Source organism: Gordonia sp. (in: high G+C Gram-positive bacteria) (assembly GCF_047600385.1).
In the GTDB taxonomy this organism is placed as follows: domain Bacteria; phylum Actinomycetota; class Actinomycetes; order Mycobacteriales; family Mycobacteriaceae; genus Gordonia.
Map to the genome: position 1 here is coordinate 380,690 of NZ_JASGKZ010000001.1, position 26,876 is coordinate 407,565.

The following is a 26,876-nucleotide window of genomic DNA, read 5'->3' on the forward strand; positions in this document are numbered from 1 at the left end:
TCAGCGGCCTCCCGTCGTCGGCGCCGGTGTCGTACCCGTCGGTGTCGTGTCGGCCGGCGCGGCGCCGCGACTCCGCGGGCGCGGGGGCTCGTTCGACGGCGTCGGCCGGCGCACGTCCGGTGCGGTGCGCGACGGCGCCTGGCTCCACGTGTTCGGGAGCAGCGGGAAACCGGAGAACTTGAAGAAGTACTCGGCGGCCTCGGGATACTTCTGTCCCAGGATGCGCAGGAACGTGCCCGTGTAATCGCCCCAGGTGGGGAGTCCGACGAGCGACGAGAAGTACGGTCCGTTGCTCACCGCCTCGCCGAGGATGTTCGCGTACGGGCCCAGGTTGTCGATGGCCTCGGTGAAGTTGCGGGCGTTGTCGTTGAGGATGTCCAGGACCCGGTTGAACTTCTGCAGGACCGGGGTGAGCTGGGCCTCGTTGTCGTCGACGAAGCCGATCAGCTGGGCGGTCAGGGCTTCGGTGCCGGCGATGATCCGCCGGATCGCGTCGCGGCGCAGGTTCAACTCGCCCAGGAGCAGGTTGGCGTCGATCAGCATCCGCTGGATCTGCTCGCTGCGGGCGCCGACGATCGACGAGACGCCGCGCGCCCGCTCCATCAGCTCGTTGAGGGCGTTGTCGCGCCCGGCGATCACCTGGGACAGTCGACCGACGCCCTCCACCGCGCCGCGCACGGCGGGCGGGGTGTCCGCGAAGGCCTCGGTCACCGTCTGCAGCGCGGTGTTCAGCTGATCGGTGTCGGTCTCGGTGAGAGTGGAGACGGAGTCTTCGAGCGCGTCGGACAGCGAGTACGGGGCGAGGGTCCGGTCCACCGGGATCGACCCTCCGGGGCGGAGCCGGTGGTCGCCCAGCGGCATGATCGTCAGGTTTCGTCGGCCGAGGACGGTCTCGGTCTTGATCGCGGCCCGGGTGCGGTCGCCGATCACCACGGTGTCGTCGAGCCGGAAGGTCGCCTTGGCCTTGGTCCCGTCCGGGGTCGCCGCCAGCTCGATGGCGGTCACCTGCCCCACGCCGATGCCCGCCACGGTCACCTGGTCGCCGGTGACCAGTCCGCCGGCGTCGTCGAAGTAGACGTCGTACGTGCTCACCTGAGCCAGGTAGGGCAGGCGGTCCATCTGCAGTGCGACGATCACCAGCATCGCGGTGAGCACGACGCCGATGGTGCCCGTGGACACGCGCGAGCGCCGGCCGCCGCGGTGCGGCCGGGCGGGCGCGGGCCGCTCGGCCGGGGCCCCGTTCCCGGTGTCGTCGTTTCCTGGACCGCTGCTCCCGGGACCGCTGTTTCCGAGTTCCTCGTTCACGGTGTCGATCCGTCACACCTCCCCCCGGCCTTGGTGGTGTCGCCCATCGCGTCGATCGCGGTGAAGTAGTACTGGGTGTCGCCCGGGCCCGGCAGTTGGAGGCGGATCCGGCAGAAGTAGATCTGCAGCCAGGCGCCGTAACTGCCCAGGTTCGAGAGCGTCTTGAAGTCGCCCGGCAGGTCCCCGAGCAGGTCGCGGAGGAAGGGCTCGGCCTCCAGCGCCTGGCCGGAGGTCTTGCCGAGCGCGGCGAGGGAGCCCTTGAGGTCCGGGCGCGTGGTCGCGAGCAGACCGGACAGGCTGTCGGTGGCCTTCGCCGTGTGGGTGAGGAAACGGCCGATCACGTCGCGGTCGCCGGACAGGCCGCTGATCAGCTGTTGGAGGCGGTCCACGCTCTGGTCGAGTCCTTCGTGGCCGTCTTCGAGCAGACCCAGGGTCTTGTTGAGGTTGTCGATCACCGAACCGATCAGCCGGTCGCGGTCGGCGAGGGTGTTCGTGAACGAGTCGGTCGCCGCGAGCAGTCGCTGCAGCGCGGGCCCCTGCCCCTGGAACACCGCGATCAGGGCCTGGGAGAGCTCGTTCACCTGGTCGCTGTTCAGGGTGCGGAAGAGCGGTTTGAATCCGCCGAGGAGGGTGTCGAGGTCGAGGGCGGGTTCGGTCCGGGTCACCGGGATCTGCGCGCCCGGCGCCAGATACCGCCCCACCGGCCCGGTGCCCTGCGTCAGTTCGAGGTAGCGGTCGCCGGTCAGGTTCTGGTAGCGGATCCGGGCCTGCACCGACGTCGGCAGCCGGTACTCGTCGCGGACGGTGAACGTGATCTCGGCGACGTTGTCGCGGGTGAGCGCCACCTCGTCGACCACGCCGACGTCGACCCCGGCGATCTGCACGTCGCTCCCCGCCTCGATCTGCGAGGCGCTGGTGAACAACGCGCTGTACTTCGAGGCGCTGCCCGGCTGGTAGCGGCTGAACACCATCACCAGGGCCGTCATCACCAGCAGCATCACCACTGTGAAGGTCGTGAGTTTGATGACGGTGGCCTGGAACGCGCGTCGGCGTTTGCGGACCAGATCGTCGGCCTTCTTCTCGCCCTCAGCCACGCGCCGGCCCTCCGAAGAGCAGGTTGAACAGCATGAACGGCTGCACCTTGGCGGTGGTCCGGGGCTGATAGGGCTGTGCGGCGTTGTCGATCACGTGGAACTTGACGGGTTTCTTCGCGTCGATGTCCGACAGGCCGCCCTCGCAGGTGGGCGGGGCGTCGCCGCGGACCGCGGGCAGATCCTGCGGATAGCGGTACGGGTTCTGGCCGGGGATCAGCCCGGCGTCGAGCAGCAGCATACCGTTGCGGCCGCCGAGCAGCGGGTAGGCGACGTCGGACGCGTTCGACGCCGCGACGATGAAGCAGCGCAGACCCGGCGACTGGTAGCCGAGCAGCGACATCAGCGGGTTCAGGTCGGCCAGGGTCGCCATCAGGTCGTTCCGGGATCGGGAGAGCACCCGGTCGCCGGTGCCGGCCATGGACGTGACGTTGAGCAGCAGCGCGTCGAGGTTGGCCGTGTTCGCCACCAGCAGGTCGCCGACCTCGGTGGCGTCGTCGAGGGTGCGGAGCAGGTTCGGCATCGCGTCGGCGTAGACGTTCGTCGCCCCGGCCGCCTCGGAGATCAGCCGGTCGAGTTCGGGCAGGTGCGGCTCGGTCCGGCCCAGGACCGTGTCGAGCTGCACCAGCGCCTTCCCCACGTCGGCGCCGTTGCCCGACAGCGCCTCGACGACCGTGCTCACGGTCACGTTCAGCTTCTCGGGCTGGAGTGCCGCGAGCACGTTCACCAGATTCTGGTAGACGGTGCCCAGTTCGACGACGACCCGCTCGGCGCTGATGGTGACCCCGCCGCGCAGGCTGCCGTGCGGCCCTTCGGCGGGGACCACCAGGTTGACGTTCTTGGCGCCGAACACGGTGTTCGACGTGATGTCGGCGCGCACGTTCGCCGGGATCCGGGGCAGGTCGCGGGTGTTCATGTCGAGTTCGAGCACCGCCTGGCGGCCGGAGTCCCGGATCGACGCCACCCGCCCCACCTCGACGCCGCGCAGTCTCACCTTGGCGGACGGACTCATCACCAGTCCGGCGCGCGGCGACACCAGCGTGACCCGCTGGGTGTCGGCGAACCAGCCGAGGAACTGTCCGGCGGCCAGCACGACGATGCCGGCCAGCAGCGCGACCATCACGACGGCGGCGAGTTTGCGGACCTGGTGCGGGCGGTGTCTGCGCATCGCCTCAGCCCGCCAGGTTGAAGTTGCCGTCCGCGCCGTAGATGGCGAGGGAGGTGAGCAGGGTGATCACGACGACCACCACCAGCGAGGCGCGCACGGCGTTGCCGACCGCCACGCCGACGCCGACCGGGCCGCCGGACGCGGTGTAGCCGTAGTAGGTGTGGATGAGCATCACGGCGATCGCCATGGTGATGGCCTGGACGAACGACCACAGGATGTCCGACGGGATCAGGAAGGTGTCGAAGTAGTGGTCGTAGACGCCGCCGGACTGGCCGTAGAGCACCACCGTCGCGAAGCGGCTGGCCAGGAACGACGCCAGCGCGGCCAACGAGTAGAGCGGGACGATCGCGATCATTCCGGCCACCAGGCGGGTGCTCACCAGGTACGGGACGGACGCGACCGCCATCACCTCCAGGGCGTCGATCTCCTCGCTCACCCGCATCGCGCCGAGCTGTGCGGTCGCCCCGGCGCCGATGGTGGCGGCCAGCGCGATGCCGGAGATCACCGGGACCGCGATCCGCACGTTGATGAACGCGGAGAAGAATCCGGTGAGCGCCTCGACGCCGATGTTGGCCAGCGAACTGTAGCCCTGGACGGCGATGGTGCCGCCGGTGAAGAGGGTGAGGAAGCCGACGATCACCACGGTGCCGCCGATCATCGCCAGGGCGCCGGTGCCCATCGAGATCTCGGCGATCAGCCGGAGCGTCTCCTTCTTGTACTGGCGCAGGGCGCGCGGGATCGCGATCACCGCGTCCCAGTAGAACAGCGCCTGGTCGCCGGTCCGGTTCCAGTCGCGGCCTGCTCGTCGGGCGGCGTCGCCCGCCCGCTCCAGGGCGGTCTCGCCGGGGTCCGCCATCAGCCGGCCGTCGCTTTCAGGCCGACGGCGGTGACGACGACGTTGATCACGAACAGCGCCATGAACGAGTAGACGACGGTCTCGTTCACCGCGTCGCCGACGCCCTTGGCGCCGCCGCGGACGTTGAGCCCGCGGTAGCAGGCCACCAGCCCGGCGAAGAGCCCGAAGAGCGCGGCCTTGATCATCGAGATCATCAGTTCGGGGAGTCCGGTGAGGAGGGTGAGGTTGGCGATGAACGCCCCCGGGTTCACGTCCTGCAGGTACACCGAGAAGACGAAGCCGCCGGCCAGGCCGATGGTGCAGACCAGGCTGTTGAGCAGCAGCGCCACCAGGGTCGACGCGATCACCCGCGGGACCACCAGGCGGTGCATCGGATTGATGCCGAGCACCCGCATGGCGTCGATCTCCTCGCGGATGGTGCGGGCGCCGAGGTCGGCGCAGATCGCGGTGGCTCCCGCACCGGCCACGATCAGCACGGTGACGATGGGGCCGATCTGGGTGATGGTGCCCAGCGCCGCCCCGGCGCCGGACAGGTCCTGTGCGCCGATCTCGCGGAGCAGGATGTTCAGGGTGAAGCTCACCAGCACGGTGAACGGGATGGCGACCAGGAGGGTAGGGACCAGCGAGACACGGGCGATCGCCCATGCCTGTTCCACCGTCTCGCGCGCCTGAAAGGGTCGACGGAAGAGTTCCCGCGCCGTCTCGACGGACAGTGCGACGAAGTCGCCGACTCCTCCCATCGGGGCGGCAAGCCTCTGCAGCAAGTCCCCTCCTTGTCCCGACAGGGGCTGAAGCTATCACGAGCCGGTGTCACCCTCGATGCGCCCGAGATCAGGCCGTCGCCTGAGATTTTCGATAGAAAACGTCCCACACCTCGTGGCGACGACGTACCCTGTCCGTTCTTCCGCACCCCGTACGACACGACGCCGGGCGCCGTCGACCCGCGGAAGCGGCGACGGCGCCCGGCGATGCGTGGACGCGTGGGATCCGGACGCGCGAGATCAGCGGGTGCTGTACGGCAGCAGAGCCATCTCACGGGCGTTGCGGACCGCCGTCGCGAGCTGTTTCTGCTGCTGCGGCGAGAGTCCGGTCACCGCACGCGACCGGATACGACCGCGATCGCTGAGGAACTTCCGCAGGGTGGCGGTGTCCTTGTAGTCGAAGGTCAGGTTCGGATCGGCCGTCTTCTTCGGCCGCTTGCGCTCGGCCGGCTTCCTCTTGGTTCCCATCACCAGCTCGCTTTCGAGATCCCGGGCAGTTCGCCCTTGTGCGCCATCTCGCGGAATCGGATCCGCGAGAGTCCGGCTTTGCGCAGGTAGCCGCGCGGGCGGCCGTCGACCGAGTCGCGGTTGCGCAGCCGCACCGGGCTGGCATCGCGCGGCTGCCGCATCAGTTCCCGCTGCGCGGCATCGCGCTGCTCGATCGTGCTCGCCGGGTCGAGGATGATCCTCTTCAGTTCGGCGCGTCGTTCGGCGTACCGGGCGACGACCTCTCGTCGTCGTTCGTTCGCGACGATCTTGGACTTCTTGGCCATGGCTGCTCCTCAGCGCTCTTCGCGGAACTCGACGTGCCGCTGGACGATCGGGTCGTACTTGCGCAGCACCATCCGGTCCGGGTCGTTCCGCCGGTTCTTGCGGGTCACGTACGTGTAGCCGGTGCCCGCGGTGGACTTGAGTTTGACGATCGGACGCAGGTCCGTGCTCTTGGCCATCAGAACTTCTCCCCCGCGGCCAGCCGGCGGGTGACGACGGCATCGATCCCGTCGCGGTCGATGATCTTGATCCCGTCGGTGCTGACCCGCATGGTCACCTTCCGGCGCAGGCTCGGCACCCAGTACGTCCGCCGCTGCACGTTCGGCCGCCACTGGCGGGACGTGCGACGGTGCGAATGGGAGACCTGCTTGCCGAAGCCCGGCACCTTGCCGGTGACCTGACAGCGCGCACTCATGCGTCCTCCTTTATTGATAATGATTGGCGTTAAGACTTCGGCGACGGTACCGTACGTGGCACCGTAATGGCAATCGTTCCCATGAGGAGGAGATCGAGTGGATCCACGCACCGATCAGCGCACGGACCGGCGCACCCCGGTGACCCTGGTGACCGGACTCAACCGGGAAGCCAACGCCCGGATCGCGAACGCCCTGGCCGTGCCCGGCACCGCGTTCATCTCGCACGATCTGCGCGCGCTGCCGCTCGGCTACGTCGTGCGGCAGACCCGCCAGATCACCGGCGACGGCGACCGGTTCTCCATCGAGGGCGTCCAGCTGGAACACGGCTGCGCCACCTGCACGCTCCGCCTCGACCTGCTGCCCATGCTGTGGGAGCTGCACCGCGACGAGACCGTCGAACGGATCGTGGTGGTGCTGGATCCGGCGTTCGAACCGGAACCGGTGGTCGCCGAGATCCTCGGCACCATCGTGGAGTTCCCCGGCGGCACCGAGGGCGTGGTCGGCGACCACGTGGTGGTGCGGGCGACGGTCACCGCCGTCACCGGCGACTCCTGGCTCAACGACGCCACCGGCGACCTCACCCTCTACGAGGCCGGACTCTCCGAGGTCGAGGACGAGCGCAGTCTGGCGCAGGTCGCCGTCGCGCAGACCCGGTTCGCCGACGTCATGGTGATCGAGGACTCCGGCAACGCCGAGACCCGCTACGAACTGGCCCGGCTGCAGGCGGCGCTGCGCCGGGTGAACCCGGCCGCCATCCAGACCGTCGTGCGCCCGGACCAGGAGTTCGGCACGCGGGAACTGCTGGTCTCGCTCGCCGCGGTACGCCCCGAGTCCCGGCGCGGCCGGCTGCACACCGCCTTCGACCCGCTGCTGGACGGCTGCCCGCCGCTGGAAGCCGACTGCGGCATCGAGATCGTCACGTTCGAGGCCGATCGCGCCTTCCACCCCGAACGCCTGCACGACGCCCTCGACGTGCTGCTCGACGGCGTCATCACCGCCCGCGGGCGGCTGTGGCTCACCTCCAGCCCGGACGACGTGCTCTGGCTGGAGTCGGCGGGCGAATCACTCGGCGTCAGCCGGGTCGCACGCTGGATCGCCGCACGCGGCGAGGACGAGATGGACTCGATCACGCCCGAGATGCACGCCATGGCCTCGCTGCACTGGAACGACGAGCACGGCGACCGCCACTCGTCGATCGTCGCGGTGACCCACCGCGCCGACCCCGTCGAGATCGAGCAGGCCCTGCGCGAGGCGCTGCTCACCGACGAGGAGATCGCCCTGGGCGCCGACCACCTCGCCGCCCTCCCGTCGCCGTTCGGCGACGTCCACATCGACCCCTGCGAAGACTCCGACGGCTCCCCGAGCTCCGTCGAAGGGACTCGCGAAATCACCACCGAGGAGACCACCCGATGAAACCCGGAATCCACCCCGCCTACGGCCCCGTCGTCTTCCGCGACGCCAACACCGGCAACGCCTTCCTGACGCGGTCCACCGCCACCTCCACCGACACCGTCGAATGGGAGGACGGGAACACCTACCCGCTGATCACGGTGGAGGTGAGCTCGGACTCACACCCGTTCTGGACTGGCGCACAGCGCCTGATGGACACCGCCGGACGCGTGGAGAAGTTCAACCGGAAGTACGGCCGGAAGTAGTTCTTCACGACCCACACCGACGGCCCGTTCGCACCTGCGGACGGGCCGTCCCGTGTTCCAGCCCGCAGGTGCGGCGGACACCTACGCGTGCGCGTAGCACCGACACATCACCGCAGAAAACCAAATATGGCCGGTCGACCCCGCAACTCTCAGCAGGCCTCTTCATTCTATATGAAAGTAATATTTGGATTTCTACTCATAAAAATAATATATTTTTTCATTCTGGAGCGTTCTGTCACACCCAGGCCATACGGTAGCGAGACCATCAGGGAGGCCCGATCCATGACGCCAGTCACAGATGTCCACGTCGTACTCAGCGCACCGCTGCTCCGATCAATCGAGTCCGACCGCTCACTCGGCCACACACACGTGATGTCGACGCTTCCGGGAGGCCTGGGATCGAATCCTCGACACGAAGCAGGCGTGCTCTGGCACGTCGACCGGGCAGGCGAACGCCTCGTGGTCCGCTACCCCTCCGCGAGGATCCCCGCGGGGACCACCCACCTCGGGCATCGTCACGGGGCTTCGCGAGGTGGAGCGCGAAGGCCGTCTGCGGATCACCTTCGCGATGAACGTTCAGAAGACCCCACCGACGCGAATTCCCAGAGAACTCCAGGAGGAACTGCGCGCCGCGAACGCGGCGGCGGGGCGGGGTCGCGCGTTCCGCTCGAAACTGGTCGTCGTCCCCGAGGCGGATCGCCCCGACTGGGTTCGAAAGCGCCTTCTGCACCATGCGGGCTTCGCCGTCGACGACGGCTCGCTCACCCTCTCGCCCTTGTACCGAGCGCACCTCGGCCGCCGACGAGGCGGGGCCATCCCCTACGTCGAGATCACGGCCACCGGAGTCGCCGTCGACCAGGACCGTTTCAACGATGCCCTGGCCGGCGGTATCGGCAAGGGCAAGAACTTCGGCCTGGGCCTCATCCAGACCTCCCCTCTCACCGACTAGGAGACTCCCATGTCAGCTCTGTACGACACCGTACGATCCATCGTCTGCAACCCCCGCGCCGCGGCACTCGTGAGCGAGTCCACGTACACACCAGCAGGAGGCCGGGCCAAGCCGATCGCACCGCCCACCTACGCCGGCGACGTTTCCGCCGAGTTCGCGTACACGCCGGACGCGTACATCCCGGAGATCGACGCACACGGGTGGCACACGGAGATCAAGCGCGACGATGCAGGTCGGCCGATGACAGCCACCCAGGTGGTCGTGAATTCGACTCCGGCAGAAACAGGTCGCGCCGAGGAGTCCCTCTGGCTGTCTCAACGCCGGATCTGCGCCGATCTCACGCTCCCCGGAATCGTCGTCGGCGGCCCCGACACCGAGACGATCGACCAGGTCGTGGCCGCCGCGATCAAGAAGGTCGGGGCCGGGCCGGGCACGGCCGAGAAGATCCGCGCGGAGGCCGGAGCCATCCTCGGCGACTTCGAGGTCTCGACGTGGACCGCCGCTCACCGGCAGGCAGACGCCTGGATCAAGTACGCGGCGACTCCGGACGGAAAACAGATCTGGCAGGGCGGGAGCATTCGAGACCTGATCACGACGGCCAGCTCCCAACACGCCGACGAGTTGTACTCGCACTTCGTCAACGCCGGCGTGTACGGCATGTGGCTGTCGTCCGGCGTCTCTCGCCGCCACCGGATCCCCCGTGCGTACAGCTCGGAGATCGTCGGTTTCGAAGCGATGCCCGTCCGGCGGGCGGCGACCAAGCTCGACGTCGGCGGAGGTGCGGCGAAGGAGACCACCCTGAACGTCGCCGACGGAGAACTCGTCGAGGCGAAGGGCCACAAGCCGTCCGATCTCGGGTTCGGCCAGATCCCGACGTCACCGCACGAGGCCGCGTTCGTGTGCGGATCCATCCTGCAGCAGTCCTCGATCTCCCTCCCGGTCTTCCGCACGTTCCGTTTCGCCGCCGACGACGACCATCGCAAACGCGATGCCGCAGCAACGGTGTTCACTCTGCTCGCGATCACCGGCCATGAGCTCGCCGCGGAAGACGGCTTCCTGCGTTCGGAGTGCAGCCTCATCCGGGAAGAGGTCCGGTGGGGATGGCGTCAGACCTCGGCACGAGGCGGTGCAGGTGTGGAGGAGTTCGACGTCCCCGACGCGGATACCGCGGCGGCGGCTCTCGTCTCCGCGGTGGCTGCTGCCGAAGACGTCGGCCTGCGATTCGCTGCCCCGGTCACCGTTCAGTTGTCTCGAGCCCAGGCCGCCGTCGTCGCCGAGCGCGTGGCTCGCGAGGTGACGAAGTCCACCGGTTCCAGCGAGTAATCGTGGCACACATCCGCATCGACTTTCTGCACCGGCGTGAATATCACGGTCTCGGGCGCAACGACGACCCGGACTGGCCACCGAGCCCGCTCCGGCTCCTCGGTGCCCTGATCGCCGGAGCGCACACGCTCGAATCCGATGACGAGAGGAGGTCGGTCCTTGGGGCCGTCGAGCGCCTGACATTCCGAGCCGCACCGGTGATTCATGCTCCGGGGCACCTCCACCTCCGGCATCCGCGCACCTACACCGAGAAGACCGCGCCCGGCACCGCCGGCGCTACAGCCGGTGTGCTGGACAAGTTCCTCGACCTGACCGTCGTAGGCATGTCGACGTCCTCCCGCACGGCGAAACCCGTCCACGGAGTGCTGTTGGAAGCACCGACGATCCGGTTCGACGTCGGGGCGATGTCCGACGAGGATGCGTCCCTCCTGCAACGGGCCGCAGATGCGATCGGCTATTTCGGACGATCGCAGGACCACGCGATCGTCACCGTGAGCACATCGGATCCGGAAGCACTTCCCGGCGAGGTCGTCTACGAACCGCACCCCGATCCGCTCGGCAGGCAGCGCGGATGGACCCCGGAATCCGTCTCATGGTTCGAAGCACGACATCACGCGATCATGCTCGATCCCGGCCGACCGCTTCCCGCCGAGGTCGGCGTGTTCACTCGCCTCCGCTACGACCGCAGATCCTCCTCGAATCCGACAGCGCCTCCGGACACGAGCCGCGACCCGCTGACACCGGTGATGTTCACCCGGGGAATCCGGCTGAGCGATGTCCCCCGACAACTGCGCCTCGTCGGGGCCCTGCCCGAGGGTGTCCGAGCGATCCCGCTGGTGAACTTCAACCGCCCCGGGGCGAAGTGCTACGGCTTCGCCGTCTCCGGGGCCCTCCAACCACGGCTGACCGCGGCCGCACTGATTCGGGACCGCATCGGTCCTCTCGCCTCCGAGGAGGTGGGGGTCGAGAGTCCCCTCTTCCACCGCTACACCGACATGGCTGCCGGTCGACGCTGGATCACGGCGACCCCGATCCGCGCATTCGGCCACCCCCGCATGCTCGAACGAGCACTGACCTCAGTGCTGCCGACCGGAGCGATCGACGTCGAGGCATCCACCCGACCACTCGACGCATGGCAGCAGCGGTTCCCCGATCTCGATCTCACCGACGGATTGAGCCAGTGGTTCGTCCGGTTCACCACACCGGAGGCAATCGATGGGCCGTTGTCGATCGGTGCTCGCACCGACCTCGGCTTCGGTCTCTGTGTCCCCGTCCACACAGGAGGATCCCGATGATCGGATTCCCGTCGTTCACCGAGTTCTTCCACTCCGCCACCGGCAACGAACCGTTTGCGTGGCAGTCGGCTCTCGCCGACAGAATCCGCACAGAGGGACGGTGGCCCGGGGCGATCGACGTGCCCACCGGCCTCGGCAAGACCTCGTGCATCCATGTCGCGGTCTACGAACTGGCCAGGCAACTACACACCGGCGAATCACGGACGGCACCGCTGCGGATCCACCATGTGATCGACCGGAACACCGTCGTCGCACAGTCGTACTCCGACGTCCACGACCTCGCCGCGGCGATCAATGAACCCTCCGACGAGCACCTCCGGGCAGTACACGATGCGCTGGCCCTGGCGCTGTCCCCGTATGAGGCAGGCCCGGTCGTCGGGTTCGCTCGCTACGACGGAACCCTCCGCGTCGGTGATCCGCAACGGGTGCACGGCTGCTCGATCACTTCGATGAGCGCCCACCAGTTCATGTCCCGGATCCTCTTCCGCGGGTTCGGCGTCGGGGCCAAGAACCGCTCGATCGACGCGGGGTTGGCCGGAGTCGACAGCCTCGTGCTGTTCGACGAACCTCATCTGAGCGAACCGTCGCTCACCGCGCTGTCAGACATCGTCGACCTGCAGAGTCGGAGCCTCGATCTCGGGATTCCGCGTCTGCAGGTGACGATGTTGGGAGCGACGCGACGGCCTGCCCTCGGCGCCGATCTGGTCCATCCGGATCGGGGCGAGTTCGCATTCGTGTCCGACGACCGTGCGAACGTCCGCGTCCACGCCGAACGAAGCATCACTCTGTCGGAAGTCTCGAGTAAGAGCGACACGGCCTTCGCCAAACGGATAGCCACACATGTCCGCGAACTGAGAACCGCTGATCCGGACGCTTCGATCGGTGTCGTCGTCAACACGATCGCGATGGCACACGGTGTCGCTCGTCTGGTCCGAAAAGCAGGTTTCCCCGTCCGCGTCATCACCTCGCGGATGCGTCCACTCGATCGGGTCTCGATCGCTGAGACGGCATTGGATGCCCGTGGTTCCATCATCGTCTCGACCCAGTGCATCGAGGTCGGCATGGACCTCTCGTTCGATCACCTGGTCACCGAAGCCTGTCCCATGCCTTCTTTCCGGCAGCGGGTGGGACGACTCAATCGTTTCGGCGATTCGAGGTCGGCGGGCAGCGGCTACCTCGTCTTCGGCCGCGCCAAAGGCGCCGACATCGTCCGAGCCGGCACCGCCGCCGTGTACGGAGAAGAACCGGTCCGCGAGACCGTCGCCGCGTTGAGAGACCTGAGCGGGCATGACGGGATCGTCGACGCCTCCGTCCATGCCCAGCGAAGCTGGCCGAATCACGAGGAGTTCTGGCCGCGCCGGGATCGGCACGCCACCCTCACCTCCGCCGTCGTTCCGTTTCTCACGATGACCAGTCCGACGCTCCCGTCCGACTTCCCCGTCGATGCGTTCATCACCGGCCCCGACGCCAAGCCCCGATCCGATGTGCGAGTCGCGTGGCGTGCGGACATCGGCCTGGTGCCCGACTGTCCCCCGCTCGACGGAGAGTCGGTCGGTGTGCCGATCGGAGACGTGCGGCGCCTGCTCAACGGACATCGAGACCGCACCGACGATCTCTCCGACTCGGGTGCCGGAGGGGAAGACGTTCGGGTTCGCCCCGGTTCGACGGCGCCCGGCTTCCTCATCCGCAGCGGCGGCTCCGAGTGGGGCGGGCTGGCGAATCTGAGTCCGGGGTGCGAAGTCGTCATCGATGCGTCCGACGGCGGATACACGCCTGAGGACGGTTGGGACCCGGAAAGCCGTCGCCCGGTTCCCGACGTGTCGGCGATCGCCGCTCTCGCGACCGCGAACGATCCTCGGCCGCGGTCCTTCCCGATCACCGAGAAGGCCTTGGCTGCGCTCGTCGCCGTGCGATGGGTCGATACCGGATTCGCCGAAGAGTTCCGGCGCAGGATCGCCGACCCCGACGGGTTCGACCCGCAGACCCGAAAAGACCTGCGTTCCGATTTCAATGCCGCGCTCGCGGACGCGGAGACACAAGGATCCTCGCGGGCTCGACTCGACGACATCGTCGAGTCCGATGACGGTCCGCTCATCGCACGAATCACGAGTTCGACGAACAATCGCACAGTGCACGGCCGGGTCCAATCACTCGACGAGCATCTTTCCCAAGTGGCGATGTGGGCCGGCGCGGATGCCTCGGCCATCGGGCTGCCGGACGACCTCACCGAGCAGATCACCGCAGCCGGATACGGCCATGACGAAGGCAAGCGGGCCGACGTGTGGCAACGACTGGCGAATCGCGGGCTCATACCCGAATCTGCGATCGCGAAATACTCGTATCAGGTGCCACGAGGAAGATGGAGGGCACTCGCCGACGCCTTCGGGTTTCCTCCGGGCTGGCGCCATGAAGCACTCAGTTACCTGCTGGCGGTCCAGCGCGGCGAATCCCCCCTCACTTGCCACCTCATCGCCGCGCACCACGGGTGGTTCCGCCCATTCGCTCCACCACTGAAACATCTTCTCGATGCGACCGTCGATCTGCCGGACGCCGAACGGCTGTGCCAACGCTACGGTGCAGACTATGCCGATCGGTTCGACGAACTGAACGTGACGTACGGCCCGTGGGGGTTGGCTCACCTCGAAGCCGTCCTTCGCCTCGCGGACCGACGAGCGTCCGAGTATCCGAGTGAATCCGTCGACACGGAGCATGTGCCGACAGAACTCACTCCTCTGGACAGTTCCACACGGCCTTCGGTCCTCCCCTTCGACACCGTGTCCGGTGACGAGGTACCGCTGACCGGGCTGACCGTCAGCCCGACTGCCGGCTGGTTCACCGTCGTCGGGTTACTCGGGTTCGCCGAGTCACAAGGGGTTTCCGCTTCTGCCTGCTGGCGTGCGATGTCGGCCGGTGATGATCGGCCCGCGCTGCCGGTCATCCGGCTCGACGCCGATCTCGACGACCTCGTTCGTGCCCTCTGGGAGTCGGATCTCATCACTACGGCGGACGATCTCACGCGCGCCCGGCTCGGTCAGGACCTGTTCGCCAAGTCGCACAAGCTCGGCAGCGTGGAGAACGTCCGGGATCTGCTGAAGCAGGCCGACACCGGATCTCCGCTGATCACCGGGGTCGTCAACGACGCCGCCCCCGCTGCCGCCAAACTCGAACTGGCCATGCCCGTGGCGGCCAACAACTCGTCGTTCGGCTCCGTCACCGCTGCGGCACTCGCCAAACCGTCGAGCGCCGGACTGGCCGCGTTACTCGATCCCGCAGAAGGCTTCGTCGAAGCGAACTTCGATGGCGGCCTCGACCGGTCGCCCACGATCCGGCCGCTCGTCGACGGCCTCGGTGATCACGGTAGACGCCAGAGCCGCGGACTGCTCACCCCATTCATCCTTCACGCGTTCGCCGCGCTGGGAACACCGCCGACCGCCGGCTACGGAGTCGCCCACCGGACACTCACACTGCCGCTTCCAGGCCGGTTCACCACGCTCGCAGCGCTGCGGGCACTGACACTCATCGGAGATCAGGAGAGCGGAGGACGATGGGACTGGGCATCGATCGACTGCGGTTGGATGCTGCACGGATCATTTCTTCAACCGACCGACTACGAGAAGTTCTGGGACCTCGAGTTCGTAAGGCGCACCGGACCTCGCTGACGCCGCTCGGGTCAGTACCGATCAAAGGAGTGCTCAACACGAGACCGCATACTCGACTCGACCTCAACACGGTCATCGACCGGTGCGCCGATACTGCGCCGAGAACGACAAAGTGAAGGAGAATCCCTTCTGAGCAAGACATCCTCGCAGGTCATGAAGTGTTCGCTCCGCGCACGCGGAGGTAGTCCGACGACGTCACCGGCCACGGTGCCGCCCCCGTGTTCGCTCCGCGCACGCGGAGGTAGTCCCTATCTCTGACGGATCTGACGAAGTTTAGTGCGGTTCGCTCCGCGCACGCGGAGGTAGTCCCGCGGTGGCGTTCTCCACGGTGACGCTCGCCCCGTTCGCTCCGCGCACGCGGAGGTAGTCCCGAATCGAGGTAGCTCGACGGAAACTTGATGAAGTTCGCTCCGCGCACGCGGAGGTAGTCCCGCAGCGTTTGGTCCATCCATGAGGGCGGGAATGTTCGCTCCGCGCACGCGGAGGTAGTCCCCGATACCGGTCTTGGCCTGTTCGGCGGCCAGGGTTCGCTCCGCGCACGCGGAGGTAGTCCCACCAGCGACGCCGAATTCGACCTGGTGGGGATGTTCGCTCCGCGCACGCGGAGGTAGTCCCTCGTAAGGACCCCGCGCATCCGCGCGTACTTCGTTCGCTCCGCGCACGCGGAGGTAGTCCGTGATGTGGGCCGACGAGGACCACCAGCTCGGTGTTCGCTCCGCGCACGCGGAGGTAGTCCCACGTTCGACTTCGCCGAGGTAGTGCAGAAGAAGTTCGCTCCGCGCACGCGGAGGTAGTCCCTTCCACGATCCGGGACGTCCCTGCAGCTCGAAGTTCGCTCCGCGCACGCAGAGGTAGTCCCCGCTGCACGCTGAGCCGTGAGCGGGTCATCCCGTTCGCTCCGCGCACGCGGAGGTAGTCCGGACATGCCCGAGGCGATGCAGCTGCCGATGGGGTTCGCTCCGCGCACGCGGAGGTAGTCCGGCTGAGGCCGAGGTCGTGCGGATCCTCACCGCGTTCGCGGAGGTAGTCCGAACGCGCAGGGCCGCGAGTTGACGATGCGCGAGTTCGCTCCGCACACGCGGAGGTCACCCGAGCGCATGGGCGAAGACCCGGCCTCGCCGCTCAGCCTGAAATTGTCGGACCCCGGGTCTAGGGTGACCACACATCCGTCGACCGGGGCGGACGGGACGAGATCGAAGGGGACGATCATGACCGCGATTCCCACCGCACGCCCACTCGCCGCAGGCATCGTCTTCCCGCGGATCCGACCGGTCGTCGACGTGCATCTCGTGGTCATGCGGTTCGGTCACGGGCGCTTCCGGTATCGGGCGCAGGCCGGCGGGCAGCAGTGGCACGGCGAGATCCAGGCCGGGTTCGCCCGGGTCGCGCTGCTCGACGTCGTCGTCGCGGTGCGTCGCGAGATCGACACCGACACCGGGCTCCGGGTGGTCGCCCGCTTCCCCGGCCCGCCGGTCACCCACCCGCACGCCACCGCCCTCGAGGCGCACTTTCCGGGCGTGCGAATCGAGATCGAGCGCGGTCGCGACGCCCCCGACCTCGATCGGATCCAACGACGGCTCACCCACGAGATCCGTGTCGCCGCGCACCGGCTCCCGGTCCTCACGATCGGCGCCGACGGCTCGGTCACCCGCCGGCACTCGGGCTACGGGTGGCTCTCCGAGCACGGCGACCACGGTTCGACCGCCTACGCCGACACCGGGCTCACCAGACACCGCGACCGCATCGTCGTGGCCGAGTTGCGCGCCGTCGCCGCGGCCGTCGACGCCCACCGGGGCCGCCGTCTGAAGATCCTGAGCGACTCCCGGAACGCCCTCGCCCTCCTGGACCGTTGGCGAACCGGCGAACGCGCTCTCCCGCACGGCTACGACGCGTGGAAGCATCTGCCCGCCGCCCTGCACACCCTGCACGACGACGTCGCCGCCGAGCACTCGCAGGTCGCCTACGAGTGGGTGCCCGGGCACCGCGGACAGCCGCTCAACGAGGGCGCCGATTCGCTGGCCAGGCTCGCCACCCGCCGCGCCGACCATCCGGAGGCGCTCACCGAACGGGAGCACCGGCGCCGGGCCGCCGACCTCGCCGCCGCGTTCTCCGCCCCGGGTTCGTCCCTGGCCGCCGCGTCCTGAACGCGGAGTCGGCTACCCCCAGCGCGCGCTCTCGCCCTCGGTGAGCTTGAAGCCCGCCGACGACGACGCCGTCTCGCACTGGACGCCGCCGGTGATCGCGGCGCACACGAACTTGCCGTTGGGCAGCGAACGCCCCGCCGGAAGCTCCTTGGCTCCGCCCTTCGCGACGAAGTCCTTCGCGCCGGTCCCGGTGAAGCTCACCTTCCCGGCCTCGGTCACCTGGACGCCGTCGGCGCCGGCCTGTGCGCCGCGCCCCAGCGGCCCCGTGCACCCGGCCGTCTTCTGCGTCACCACGCACGTCCATCGGCCGCCGCCGGCGGTGAACTGGTAGGTGGAGTAGTCGCCCGGTTTCAGGAAGCCCTCACCGCTCACGAGCGCGCCGGGCGTCACCCGCACCGCCGGCGCGGGACGCTCGCTGCGACTCGCCTCCGTGGTCGCCGCCCGGCTCCCCGGTGCCGACGACTCCACGGACCGCTCCACGGAGGACGACACCGGCGCGGCCGACGCCGTCGAACGATCCGATCCGGTCAGGGAGACCGACGCGTTCGAGGCCTCCGAGGAATCGCCTCCGCAGGCGGTCAGGGTCAGCGCGAGGGCGGCCAGGGCACCGGCCGGGACAGAAGTGCTTCGCATGGTGACGAGAGTAACGGCAGAGACCCCTGTGGCAGGTGAGATGTGCCTAGATGAACACCGGGTGAATCCTGCTATCGTCGATCAGTAACGGACCACAGTCCGTTTACACTGGACGTCACCCCGCCCACCACGAGTGAAGGAATCGCCATGAACCGGCTGCAGCAAGGTCAATCCGTCGCCACCACGATCGCCCGAGTGATCCTCGGCATCATCTTCATCGCACACGGCTGGCAGAAGTTCTTCACCAACGGCATCGACAACGTCGCCACCGGATTCGAGGCCATGGGCGTCCCCATGCCCACCTTCTCCGCCTGGTTCGCCGGCCTCGCCGAGCTGGTCGGCGGTGCCGCGCTGATCGTCGGCGTCGCGGTGCCGCTGGTCTCCGTCGTGCTGATCATCGACATGATCGGCGCCATCCTGACCGCCCACGTCGACCAGGGGTTCTGGGCGAGCGACGGCGGCTACGAGTTCTGCCTCGCGCTGATCGCCGGACTCGTCGCCGTCGGATTCGCCTCGCAGGGCAAGCTGTCGGTCGACGGCAACGTCCTCGCCGCACGCGGAAGGCACTGATCCGGCCCGCGGTCCGACGCGGACGCGGACCCCGTCAGACCGCCTCGGCCCGCGCCTTGAGGCCGGCCAGCGTCATCCGGATGTGGTCGGCGTTGGCCCCCGCACGGTCGACGACCCCGGTGGCCTTGCCGCCGATCGGCACGAACCAGCCGGGCCGCCGATCCCACGTGCTCTCGGTGACACGGCAGCCGCCGTCGACCGCCTCGATGTCGTAGCGCCAACGCGCGATCGGCAGGACCGCGCTCTTCACCTCGAACTCGAAGGCCCGGCCCGGCTCGGCCGCGGTCACCGTGCAGGTGGTGGTCCACTTCTTGCCGCCGTTGGCGTTGCGGCCCTTGAACTTGGCCCCCGGCGCCGCCCCGCGCCCGCGGATCCAGGCCATCGAGGTGGTCTCGGCGGCGATCCCGGACATCACGTCCAGATCGGTGATCAGCGCGTAGACCTTCGCGGGGTCGGCGGAGATGACGATGTCGGCGGAGACGGTCGGTGCGGTGTCGGTCATGGCGACCACTGTGCCACGACCTCGATCCCCGTCGACGCCGCCCCGGACCGATCCACCCCGCCGACGACAGCCCGAACGCCCGCGATCCGGCGGGGTTCCATCGACCGAGTCGACAGAACTCCGCCGTCTGCGATCGTTCGTCGACGGTGATCTGACACACACCGCCGCGAGGGCATCGCACCCCGGATCCACCCCCGCCGAACCGCCGGATCCGGACCGTTCCCAGCTACTCACGAGTCAACTCGCGAGTCACCCCCGCCGCCCGAACGCTCGGTTCCCGACCGGTCGAGAACCCCCGACGTCCGGCGCCGTAAACATCTCGTTGCTACCCATCCGTAACCTCGGCAACGCGCCTACCATCGGGAACATGACTGATGTGGACAAGGCGACCGCCCGCCGCGAGATGACCGAAGCACTGCTCACCGCCCTCGAGCGGCGACACGAAGTCCTCGACGCGATCGTCGAGGCCGAGGACCGCGAAGCCGCCGTCGCGGCGGTCGCCGAACTCCTCGGCACGTCGCCGCTGGGCGTCGAAGCCGTCCTGAACATGTCGTTCCATCAGCTGACCAAGGATCAGCGCCGGAAGAACCAGGCCGAGCTCGACGACCTCAACGCCGCGATCACGTTCACCGCCGCCGACCGCCCGGCCGCCGCGGGCGACACCCTCGGACTGCGCCCGTTCACCCCGGACGACGACGCCGACCTGCTGTCCGAGCGGACCGCCGAGGTCGGGCTCGCCGCCGACGGCTCGGGCGACGAGGCCGGCGCCCTGTCCGACGAGATCGCCCAGGGCGTCCAGCGCGTCGACGACGAGGACGCGGTCTGGCTGGTCGCCGTCGAGGGCGACTCCAAGGTGGGCCTGGTGTTCGGCGAACTGAACGAGGGCGAGGTGGACGTCCGCATCTGGATCCGTCCGGAGAAGCGCAAGCAGGGCTACGGCACCGCCGCGCTGCGCAAGTCCCGTTCCGAGCTGGCCGCGCTCTTCCCGGGCGTTCCGCTCGTGGTGCGCGCACCCAACTTCTGAAGTTCTGGAACCGGAACCGTCGGAGACGACCACTGCGCCCGATCATCCCGAGATGGTCGGGCGCAGTCGTGCACGCAGACCGTTCCGCGACCGGACCGACGCCTCGGGAGAGAGCGCGGTTAGCCTCTGAAGGCAAGGCCGGGGCAGCTCGGAGAGACACGAAGGAACGGCATTTTGACCAACAGTCGTAAAGACGACCACGTCCGGCTCGCCGAGGAACATCAGCGGGCACGACCCGGCGAGAACGAGTTCGACGACGTCACCTTCGTGCACCACGCGCTGGCGGCGATCGACGTCGCCGACGTCTCGCTGGCGACGAGCATCGGCGAGATCGACTGGCCCCTGCCGATCTTCATCAACGCCATGACCGGCGGGACGCCGAAGACGGGAGCGATCAACCGCGACCTCGCGATCGCGGCGCGCGAGACCGGGGTGGCGATGGCCAGCGGGTCGCTCAGCGCCTACCTCTCCGATCCGGCGACCGCACCGTCGTTCGCCGTGATCCGCGAGGAGAATCCACACGGCTTCGTCCTCGCGAACGTCAACGCGACCGCGTCGGTGGACGACGCGCGCCGCGCGGTGGACCTCCTCCAGGCGAACGCCCTGCAGGTGCACGTCAACTCGGTGCAGGAGATCGTGATGCCCGAAGGCGACCGGGCGTTCCGCTCCTGGCCCGCGCAGATCGAGCGGATCGCCGCCGGGGTCGACGTCCCGGTGATCGTCAAGGAGGTCGGTTTCGGGATGAGCGCCGAGACCGTCGCCCTTCTCGCCGACCTGGGTGTCACCGCGGCCGACGTCGCCGGCCGCGGCGGCACCAACTTCGCCGCGATCGAGAACTCCCGCCGGGCCGAGGGCGACTACTCCTATCTGACGTCGTGGGGGCAGTCGGCTCCGGTCAGCCTGCTGGACGCCGCGGAATGCGGGCTCCCCCTGATCGCCTCCGGTGGAATCCGGAACCCCCTGGACGTCGCGCGCGGACTGGCGCTCGGCGGTGTCGCCGCGGGCGCCTCGGGACCGTTCCTCACCGCCGTCGTCGACGACGGCCCCGAGACCGTGATCTCCCTGGTCGGCACGTGGCTCTCGCATCTGACCGCACTGATGACGGTTCTCGGCGCCCGGAACGTCTGCGAACTGCGGAGAAGCGATCTCGTGATCACCGGTCGGGTCCGCGAGTTCTGCGAGTCCCGCGGGATCGACTGGCGGAAGTATTCGTCGCGCAGCGATGCACCGTGAACCGCCGCCGGCGCCCGCGTCGACCGGAGTCCGGGGCGGGCCGGATCACAGGTTCGGCACACACCCCGGAACCGGTGGTTCACGATGGGGTGTACCGGGCGATCTGGAAGGCTGGGAAGATAACAGAGGGTGGCGGGTTCGATAGTCTCAGGCGCTCGGGTCTACTGGACACGACAGATCGTCAGACCCTTTCGGACCGCGACGACGAGCAGAGAGAATCACATGGTGAACAGTGACGACAAACCGACAGTGGTGCCCACACGCTGGATCGGTCCCATCCGCATCAGCGGCAACGTACTGAACGACGAGGTCGAGGTGCCGCTGGCCACCTACGAGTCGCCGCTGTGGCCGTCGGTCGGGCGGGGTGCGAAGATCTCCCGCCTGTGCGAGAACGGGATCTCCGCCACCCTCCTCGACGAGCGCATGACGCGCTCGATCCTCCTCGAAGCCGACGACGCCGCCGCCGCCCTGGCCGCCGTCCGCCTGCTGCAGACCGGCTTCGACGAGCTCAACGAGATCGTCACCGCGCAGAGTCGATTCGCGCGGCTCATCGACATCCACCACCAGATCGCGGGCAATCTGCTCTTCGTCCGGTTCGAGTTCACCAGCGGCGACGCCTCCGGCCACAACATGACGACGCTCGCCGCGGACGCCCTGACCGCCCACATCACCTCGACCGTTCCGGGTGTCCGCTACGGCTCGATCTCGGGCAACTACTGCACCGACAAGAAGGCGACCGCGGTCAACGGCATCCTGGGGCGCGGCAAGAACGTCGTCGCCGAGCTGCTGATCCCCCGCGAGGTGGTGGAGCAGCGACTGCACACCACCGCCCAGAAGATGGTCGACCTGAACGTCCGGAAGAACCTGATCGGCACCCTCCTGGCGGGCGGGATCCGTTCGGCCAACGCCCACTACGCCAACATGCTGCTCGCGCTCTATCTCGCGACCGGCCAGGACGCGGCGAACATCGTCGAGGGCTCCCAGGGCATCACGCACGTCGAGAACCGCGACGGCGACCTGTACTTCTCCGCCACCCTCCCCAACCTCATCGTCGGCACCGTCGGCAACGGCAAGGGCCTGGACTTCGTCGAGGAGAACCTCACGCGACTCGGCTGCAGAGAAGAGCGCGAACCGGGAGCCAACTCCCGGCGACTCGCCGCGATCATCGCGGCGACGGTCCTGTGCGGCGAGCTCTCGCTGCTCGCGGCACAGACCAACCCCGGGGAGCTCATGGCTGCCCATCTTCGATTCGAACGCACCACCGAACAGCAGGGAGCACAGCCGTGAGCACCCCGATCGGCATCCACGATCTCGCCGTCGCGACGGGCAGGTATTCGCTGGATCTGGCCGAACTCGCCGAACACGGGAACGTCGACGTCGACAAGTACTACATCGGCCTGGGCCAGGAGAAGCAGAGCATCGTCGCGGCCGACGAGGACATCGTGACGATGGCCGCCGCGGCGGCACGACCCGTCCTGGACCGGAACGGGACGGACGGCATCCGGACGATCATGCTCGCGACCGAGACCGGGATCGACCAGTCCAAATCCGCCGCCGTCTACGTGCACGGCCTCTTGGGGATGCCGGCCGACGTCCGGGCCGTCGAACTCAAACAGGCCTGTTACTCGGGCACCTCGGCGCTCCAGTTCGCGGCGGGGATCGTCGCCCGCAACCCCGAGGAACGGGTGCTGGTGATCACCTCCGACGTGGCCTGGTACGACCTGGACAGCAGCGGTGAGGCCACCCAGGGCGCCGCCGCCGTCGCCATGCTGATCTCCGCGAACCCGAAGGTCGCCGTGCTGGACACCGTCGCCGGGCTCCACACGAGCGACGTCCAGGACTTCTGGCGCCCCAACTACCGGTCCACCCCGGTCGTCGACGGCAAGCTCTCCATCGACACCTACCTGTCGGCGCTCGAACACGCCTGGGCGGACTACACCGCGCGCGGCGGGCACGGCATCGGCGAGTTCCACGGATTCTGCTACCACCAGCCGTTCTCCCGGATGGCTTACAAGGCGCACGCCCGCCTGCTGGAGATCAACGGGATCGAAGCGTCGCGCGAACGCCTCGACGCGGATCTGGCACAGACCACCAGGTACGGCAGGATCATCGGCAACAGCTATTCGGCGGCGTTGTACATCGCCCTCTTCGGGGTGCTCGACCAGCAGGAGGACCTGACGGGCGAGACGATCGGGATGTTCAGCTACGGATCCGGGTGCGTCTCCGAGTTCTTCTCGCTGACGGTGGTGCCCGGTTACCGGGACACCCTGGATCTGGAGCGGGACCGCGAAGCCGTGTTCGGCCGGGAACCCATCGACTACGCGACGTACCGCGGCCTCCGCGAGGCGACGCTGCCGACCGACGGTTCCCGGGCCGAACTTCCGGCGAGCGGCACCGGCCCGTACCGGCTCGCGGCGATCGACGGGCATTCGCGCATCTACGAAGCGATCGAGAAGCAACCGTGAACGACGTCGGCGAGCGGCCGCTTCCGCAGGACGCGCCCCCGGCGTCCGAGGCGGCCCGCACCGGCATCGGCCGTGCCCACGGCAAGGTGATCCTGATCGGCGAACACACCGTGGTGTACGGACGCCCCGCGATCGCGCTGCCCGTCCCCGAGTTCTCGGTGACCGCGCACGTTCACCGCAGCGGTGCGACGGCCGGCGATCCGGCGGTCGGCGCGGCCGACGACGCCGGGGCGCCGCGCTCGGACTCGCAGACGATCACCGACCTGTCCCTGACCGCCACGTGCGAGCACCTCGGGGTGTCGGCCGCCGGGCTCGAGGTGACCGTCGACAGCGCCATCCCGGAGGGGCGCGGTCTCGGTTCGAGCGCCGCGCTCGCGGGCGCCGTGGTCCGTGCGACCGCCGATCTGCACGGTCGGACGCTCACCGACGACGAGGCCTTCGCACTGGTCCAGCGGTCCGAGTCGTTCGCGCACGGGCGGGCCAGCGGCGTCGACGCGCGGACCGCGCTGTGGCCCGGCGGCCCCCTGTGGTTCTCCGCGGGGGAATGCGAGCCGCTGCCGGTGGGCGCCGACGCGGCCTCGGGGATCCTCGTGGTCGCCGACACCGGTCGCGCGGGCAGCACGCGCGAGGCGGTCGCCGAGGCCGGACGACGTCTCGAAGTCCTCGGCGCCGAGGGCGCGGCGCTGCTCGACCGCGCCGGAGCGCTCACGGAGACGGCCGCCGCCGATCTGGGCCGGGGCGACCTCCCCGGTCTCGGCCGAGGCATGAGTCGGGCCCAGGCGATCCTCGTCGAACTCGGCGTCAGCTCGCCGGAGATCGACGGGCTGGTGGCCGCGGCTCTCGACGCGGACGCCCTGGGGGCGAAGCTGTCCGGCGGCGGGCTCGGCGGTTGCATCATCGCCCTCGCCGCCGACGACGCGGCCGCGCAGCGACTGCGCTCCGCACTCGCCGAAGCCGGAGCCGCATGGACGAAGGAGATCCGGCTCTCATGACGAACTCGACCGCCGTCGCGCACCCGAACATCGCGCTGATCAAATACTGGGGCAAACGGGACGAGGCGCTGCACCTGCCCACCACCACCAGCCTCTCGATGACGCTGGACGTCTTCCCCACCGAGACCACGGTGACGCTCCTCGACGCCGGTGAGGACGCGACGACGTTGAACGGCGCCGCGGCCCCCGGGCCGTTCGCCGACAAGGTCTCCGGATTCCTCGACGTGGTGCGCACGCTGGCCGGCGACGACCGGCGGGCCCGGGTGGACACGGTGAACTCCGTCCCGACCGCCGCCGGACTCGCCTCCTCGGCCTCGGGCTTCGCGGCCCTCGCCCTCGCCGCGTCGAACGCCTACGGCCTCGACCTCGACCGACGCGCGCTGTCCCGGCTCGCGCGCCGAGGTTCGGGCAGTGCGTCCCGCTCCGTCTTCGGCGGTTTCGCGGTCTGGTACCGGGGCGAGGGAACCGGCGCCGAAGGCGACCTCAGCAGCTACGCGGAACCGGTCGACTCCGCCCTCGACGCCGCCATGGTCGTCGCGGTGGTCGACGCACGGGAGAAGACCGTCTCGAGCCGGACCGCCATGCGCTCCACCGTGGCGACGTCGCCCCTGTATCGACCGTGGGTGGATTCGTCCGCACTCGATCTCGTCGCCATCCGGCAGGCCCTCGCCGACGGCGACCTCGTCACGGTCGGCGAGATCGCCGAGTCCAACGCACTCGGCATGCACGCGACGATGCTGGGCGCCAGGCCGCCGATCCGGTACCTCGCGCCGGCCTCCGTGGCGGTCCTCGACCGGGTCCAGCAGCTCCGGTCGGACGGCATCGCGGCCTACGCGACGATGGACGCGGGCCCGAACGTCAAGGTGCTCTGCGCCCGCGGCGACGCCGCCGACGTCGACGCCGCGCTGAGCGAGGTCGCCGGGGTTACGTCGACGCGGATCGCGCGCCCGGGAGAAGGCGTCCAAGCGAGATGACCCGCAGGTGTTCCGTCGCCGCTCCGGGCAAGCTGTACATCGCCGGTGAATACGCGGTGCTCGCTCCCGGCGGCGCGGCGGTGCTCATCGCCCTCGATCGGTTCGTCACCGTGCACGCCCGGGCGAACGACCGGGAGGAGATCACCGTGACCAGCGATCACACCGGGGGTTCCCCGGTGCTCCTCGACGCCCCTTCGACGGCGCTGCCCTACGTGTCGGCCGCCGCCGACGCGGTCCGCCAGTACGCGCGGGAGACCGGTCGGGGCCCGATCGGCGCCGACATCGAGATCGTCTCCGAACTCGACGACCCGGAGACGGGAACCAAGTACGGCCTCGGCTCGTCGGGAGCCGTGACGGCGGGGGTCGTCCAGGCGCTGGCCGCACTGCACCCCGACGGCCTGAGCCGGGACACGCAGCTGAAGCTCGCACTGCTCGCCGTGTTCGCGGCCGACCCCCGCGGCTCGGGCGGCGACGTGGCGACGTCGTTGCTCAACTCGCGCAGCGACGCTTCGCCGCATTGGCCGACCGGCTGGGTGGAGTACCGGTCCCCCGACCGCGAACAGCTCACGCGGTGGCGCGAGAGCGTCGGCATCGCCGAGACCGTCGACCGCGAGTGGCCGGGATTCACGGCGGCTCCGCTTCCGGCGCCGCGCGGACGCGAGGTGGCGGTCGGGTGGACCGGCCGCCCCGCGAGTTCGACCGAACTCGTCCGGTCCCTGCGCTCGGCCGTGTCGCCTGCGCGGTTCGCCGAGTTCGGTCGACGCAGCGATGCCTGTGTCCAGCGGCTCGTCGACGCCCTGCGCGGCGACGTCCGCGCCGACGTCGACACCGCCGTCACGGAGGCGGGCCGGCTGCTCCGGGAGATCGGCGACGACGCCGGGGTCCCGATCGAGACGCCGCCGCTCACCCGCCTGCGCACGGTCGCCGAGTCCCTGGGCGCGGTCGCGAAGACCTCCGGTGCCGGCGGCGGCGACTGCGGCATCGCGCTCGTGGACCCGGCCGTGCGCGCCGACCTGCACCGTCGCTGGCGCGACGCGGACGTCACCCCGCTGGATCTGCACGTCCTCTGACAGGCGGTCTCCCGCCGCGC

At 69.0% G+C, this 26,876-nt stretch carries 26 protein-coding genes and 1 CRISPR repeat array; of the genes, 15 read left to right on the forward strand and 11 right to left on the reverse strand.

The window, feature by feature from the left end; translation table 11 throughout:
* From QM809_RS01690 to rpmB, 9 genes are all read right to left on the reverse strand, one after another.
* Entirely contained in the window at positions 1-1,179 is a 1,179-nt protein-coding gene (locus QM809_RS01690) for an MCE family protein (RefSeq protein WP_415046985.1), read from the reverse strand.
* 122 nt (positions 1,180-1,301) lie between these two features.
* Positions 1,302-2,399 carry an MCE family protein gene (locus QM809_RS01695; RefSeq protein WP_415044116.1) on the reverse strand — a complete coding sequence of 366 codons (1,098 nt, stop codon included), beginning with the start codon at positions 2,397-2,399 and terminating at the stop codon, positions 1,302-1,304.
* Entirely contained in the window at positions 2,392-3,564 is a 1,173-nt protein-coding gene (locus QM809_RS01700; protein ID WP_415044117.1) for an MCE family protein, read from the reverse strand. The genes QM809_RS01695 and QM809_RS01700 overlap by 8 nt, the downstream gene beginning before the upstream one ends.
* Positions 3,565-3,568: 4 nt before the next feature.
* Complete coding sequence (locus QM809_RS01705; RefSeq protein ID WP_415044118.1) at positions 3,569-4,420, reverse strand: MlaE family ABC transporter permease; 852 nt, start codon at positions 4,418-4,420, stop codon at positions 3,569-3,571.
* Complete coding sequence (locus tag QM809_RS01710; RefSeq protein WP_415044119.1) at positions 4,420-5,184, reverse strand: MlaE family ABC transporter permease; 765 nt, start codon at positions 5,182-5,184, stop codon at positions 4,420-4,422. Before QM809_RS01710 ends, QM809_RS01705 begins: the two co-directional genes overlap by 1 nt.
* 237 nt (positions 5,185-5,421) lie before the next feature.
* The gene (gene rpsR / locus QM809_RS01715; protein WP_415044120.1) at positions 5,422-5,649 is read right to left on the reverse strand and encodes a 30S ribosomal protein S18; all 228 of its coding nucleotides are present in this window, start codon (positions 5,647-5,649) and stop codon (positions 5,422-5,424) included.
* Positions 5,649-5,954, reverse strand: coding sequence for a 30S ribosomal protein S14 (gene rpsN / locus QM809_RS01720; protein WP_415044121.1), 306 nt, complete (start codon positions 5,952-5,954; stop codon positions 5,649-5,651). The genes rpsR and rpsN overlap by 1 nt, the downstream gene beginning before the upstream one ends.
* A 9-nt stretch (positions 5,955-5,963) precedes the next feature.
* Complete coding sequence (gene rpmG, locus QM809_RS01725) at positions 5,964-6,134, reverse strand: 50S ribosomal protein L33 (RefSeq protein ID WP_415046986.1); 171 nt, start codon at positions 6,132-6,134, stop codon at positions 5,964-5,966.
* Positions 6,131-6,367, reverse strand: coding sequence for a 50S ribosomal protein L28 (rpmB, locus tag QM809_RS01730; RefSeq protein WP_415044122.1), 237 nt, complete (start codon positions 6,365-6,367; stop codon positions 6,131-6,133). Before rpmB ends, rpmG begins: the two co-directional genes overlap by 4 nt.
* A 97-nt stretch (positions 6,368-6,464) precedes the next feature.
* On the opposite strand from rpmB, the gene mrf reads away from it, so the two are divergent.
* The 7 genes from mrf to QM809_RS01765 all read left to right on the forward strand — a co-directional run bounded on the left by mrf (position 6,465) and on the right by QM809_RS01765 (position 17,393).
* Entirely contained in the window at positions 6,465-7,781 is a 1,317-nt protein-coding gene (mrf, locus tag QM809_RS01735; protein WP_415044123.1) for a ribosome hibernation factor-recruiting GTPase MRF, read from the forward strand.
* Entirely contained in the window at positions 7,778-8,023 is a 246-nt protein-coding gene (locus tag QM809_RS01740) for a type B 50S ribosomal protein L31 (RefSeq protein WP_415044124.1), read from the forward strand. Before mrf ends, QM809_RS01740 begins: the two co-directional genes overlap by 4 nt.
* A 532-nt stretch (positions 8,024-8,555) precedes the next feature.
* Positions 8,556-8,972, forward strand: a complete 417-nt coding sequence (locus tag QM809_RS01745; RefSeq protein WP_415044125.1) for a type I-E CRISPR-associated protein Cas6/Cse3/CasE — start codon at positions 8,556-8,558, stop codon at positions 8,970-8,972.
* A 9-nt stretch (positions 8,973-8,981) separates the two neighbouring features.
* Positions 8,982-10,295, forward strand: a complete 1,314-nt coding sequence (locus QM809_RS01750) for a type I-U CRISPR-associated protein Cas7 (RefSeq protein WP_415044126.1) — start codon at positions 8,982-8,984, stop codon at positions 10,293-10,295.
* A gap of 2 nt (positions 10,296-10,297) precedes the next feature.
* Positions 10,298-11,590, forward strand: coding sequence for a type I-U CRISPR-associated protein Csb2 (csb2, locus tag QM809_RS01755; RefSeq protein WP_415044127.1), 1,293 nt, complete (start codon positions 10,298-10,300; stop codon positions 11,588-11,590).
* The gene (gene cas3u / locus QM809_RS01760) at positions 11,587-15,249 is read left to right on the forward strand and encodes a type I-U CRISPR-associated helicase/endonuclease Cas3 (RefSeq protein ID WP_415044128.1); all 3,663 of its coding nucleotides are present in this window, start codon (positions 11,587-11,589) and stop codon (positions 15,247-15,249) included. Before csb2 ends, cas3u begins: the two co-directional genes overlap by 4 nt.
* 160 nt (positions 15,250-15,409) lie before the next feature.
* Positions 15,410-16,230: a CRISPR direct-repeat array (repeat unit 29 nt; unit sequence GTTCGCTCCGCGCACGCGGAGGTAGTCCC).
* A gap of 227 nt (positions 16,231-16,457) precedes the next feature.
* A complete protein-coding gene (locus QM809_RS01765) occupies positions 16,458-17,393 on the forward strand; it encodes a ribonuclease HI (RefSeq protein ID WP_415044129.1) in 936 nt (311 codons plus the stop codon).
* 12 nt (positions 17,394-17,405) lie between these two features.
* Here QM809_RS01765 and QM809_RS01770 read toward each other — a convergent pair whose 3' ends face one another.
* Positions 17,406-18,026, reverse strand: a complete 621-nt coding sequence (locus tag QM809_RS01770; protein WP_415044130.1) for a hypothetical protein — start codon at positions 18,024-18,026, stop codon at positions 17,406-17,408.
* Positions 18,027-18,173: 147 nt separating this feature from the next.
* Between QM809_RS01770 and QM809_RS01775 the strand changes: the two genes are divergently transcribed.
* Positions 18,174-18,596 (forward strand): DoxX family protein, encoded by a 423-nt coding sequence (locus tag QM809_RS01775; protein ID WP_415044131.1) that lies wholly within the window; start codon positions 18,174-18,176, stop codon positions 18,594-18,596.
* Positions 18,597-18,630: 34 nt separating this feature from the next.
* On the opposite strand, the gene QM809_RS01780 is transcribed toward QM809_RS01775, so the two are convergent.
* A complete protein-coding gene (locus QM809_RS01780; protein ID WP_415044132.1) occupies positions 18,631-19,098 on the reverse strand; it encodes an SRPBCC family protein in 468 nt (155 codons plus the stop codon).
* 367 nt (positions 19,099-19,465) lie between these two features.
* Here QM809_RS01780 and QM809_RS01785 point away from each other — a divergent pair, with 367 nt between their 5' ends.
* The 7 genes from QM809_RS01785 to QM809_RS01815 all read left to right on the forward strand — a co-directional run bounded on the left by QM809_RS01785 (position 19,466) and on the right by QM809_RS01815 (position 26,856).
* Positions 19,466-20,122: a GNAT family N-acetyltransferase gene (locus tag QM809_RS01785; protein ID WP_415044133.1), complete on the forward strand. Its 657-nt coding sequence runs from the start codon at positions 19,466-19,468 to the stop codon at positions 20,120-20,122.
* A 174-nt stretch (positions 20,123-20,296) separates the two neighbouring features.
* Positions 20,297-21,355, forward strand: coding sequence for a type 2 isopentenyl-diphosphate Delta-isomerase (fni, locus tag QM809_RS01790; protein ID WP_415044134.1), 1,059 nt, complete (start codon positions 20,297-20,299; stop codon positions 21,353-21,355).
* 222 nt (positions 21,356-21,577) lie between these two features.
* The gene (locus QM809_RS01795) at positions 21,578-22,642 is read left to right on the forward strand and encodes a hydroxymethylglutaryl-CoA reductase (protein ID WP_415044135.1); all 1,065 of its coding nucleotides are present in this window, start codon (positions 21,578-21,580) and stop codon (positions 22,640-22,642) included.
* On the forward strand, positions 22,639-23,820 hold the full coding sequence (locus QM809_RS01800) for a hydroxymethylglutaryl-CoA synthase (protein WP_415044136.1): 1,182 nt from the start codon (positions 22,639-22,641) through the stop codon (positions 23,818-23,820). Before QM809_RS01795 ends, QM809_RS01800 begins: the two co-directional genes overlap by 4 nt.
* Positions 23,817-24,812, forward strand: a complete 996-nt coding sequence (mvk, locus tag QM809_RS01805; RefSeq protein ID WP_415044137.1) for a mevalonate kinase — start codon at positions 23,817-23,819, stop codon at positions 24,810-24,812. Before QM809_RS01800 ends, mvk begins: the two co-directional genes overlap by 4 nt.
* Positions 24,809-25,786 (forward strand): diphosphomevalonate decarboxylase, encoded by a 978-nt coding sequence (mvaD, locus tag QM809_RS01810; protein WP_415044138.1) that lies wholly within the window; start codon positions 24,809-24,811, stop codon positions 25,784-25,786. Before mvk ends, mvaD begins: the two co-directional genes overlap by 4 nt.
* Positions 25,783-26,856: a phosphomevalonate kinase gene (locus tag QM809_RS01815; RefSeq protein WP_415044139.1), complete on the forward strand. Its 1,074-nt coding sequence runs from the start codon at positions 25,783-25,785 to the stop codon at positions 26,854-26,856. Before mvaD ends, QM809_RS01815 begins: the two co-directional genes overlap by 4 nt.
* Positions 26,857-26,876: the final 20 nt, after the last annotated feature.

What these genes read in the sequence shown, in the direction of transcription:
- QM809_RS01700 (WP_415044117.1), bottom strand. Translation starts at nt 3,564, where the DNA reads ATGCGCAGACACCGCCCGCACCAGGTCCGCAAACTCGCCGCCGTCGTG.
- QM809_RS01705 (WP_415044118.1), bottom strand. Translation starts at nt 4,420, where the DNA reads ATGGCGGACCCCGGCGAGACCGCCCTGGAGCGGGCGGGCGACGCCGCC.
- rpsR (WP_415044120.1), bottom strand. Translation starts at nt 5,649, where the DNA reads ATGGGAACCAAGAGGAAGCCGGCCGAGCGCAAGCGGCCGAAGAAGACG.
- rpsN (WP_415044121.1), bottom strand. Translation starts at nt 5,954, where the DNA reads ATGGCCAAGAAGTCCAAGATCGTCGCGAACGAACGACGACGAGAGGTC.
- rpmB (WP_415044122.1), bottom strand. Translation starts at nt 6,367, where the DNA reads ATGAGTGCGCGCTGTCAGGTCACCGGCAAGGTGCCGGGCTTCGGCAAG.
- QM809_RS01740 (WP_415044124.1), top strand. Translation starts at nt 7,778, where the DNA reads ATGAAACCCGGAATCCACCCCGCCTACGGCCCCGTCGTCTTCCGCGAC.
- QM809_RS01750 (WP_415044126.1), top strand. Translation starts at nt 8,982, where the DNA reads ATGTCAGCTCTGTACGACACCGTACGATCCATCGTCTGCAACCCCCGC.
- cas3u (WP_415044128.1), top strand. Translation starts at nt 11,587, where the DNA reads ATGATCGGATTCCCGTCGTTCACCGAGTTCTTCCACTCCGCCACCGGC.
- QM809_RS01765 (WP_415044129.1), top strand. Translation starts at nt 16,458, where the DNA reads ATGACCGCGATTCCCACCGCACGCCCACTCGCCGCAGGCATCGTCTTC.
- QM809_RS01770 (WP_415044130.1), bottom strand. Translation starts at nt 18,026, where the DNA reads ATGCGAAGCACTTCTGTCCCGGCCGGTGCCCTGGCCGCCCTCGCGCTG.
- QM809_RS01775 (WP_415044131.1), top strand. Translation starts at nt 18,174, where the DNA reads ATGAACCGGCTGCAGCAAGGTCAATCCGTCGCCACCACGATCGCCCGA.
- QM809_RS01780 (WP_415044132.1), bottom strand. Translation starts at nt 19,098, where the DNA reads ATGACCGACACCGCACCGACCGTCTCCGCCGACATCGTCATCTCCGCC.
- QM809_RS01785 (WP_415044133.1), top strand. Translation starts at nt 19,466, where the DNA reads ATGACTGATGTGGACAAGGCGACCGCCCGCCGCGAGATGACCGAAGCA.
- QM809_RS01795 (WP_415044135.1), top strand. Translation starts at nt 21,578, where the DNA reads ATGGTGAACAGTGACGACAAACCGACAGTGGTGCCCACACGCTGGATC.
- mvaD (WP_415044138.1), top strand. Translation starts at nt 24,809, where the DNA reads ATGACGAACTCGACCGCCGTCGCGCACCCGAACATCGCGCTGATCAAA.
- QM809_RS01815 (WP_415044139.1), top strand. Translation starts at nt 25,783, where the DNA reads ATGACCCGCAGGTGTTCCGTCGCCGCTCCGGGCAAGCTGTACATCGCC.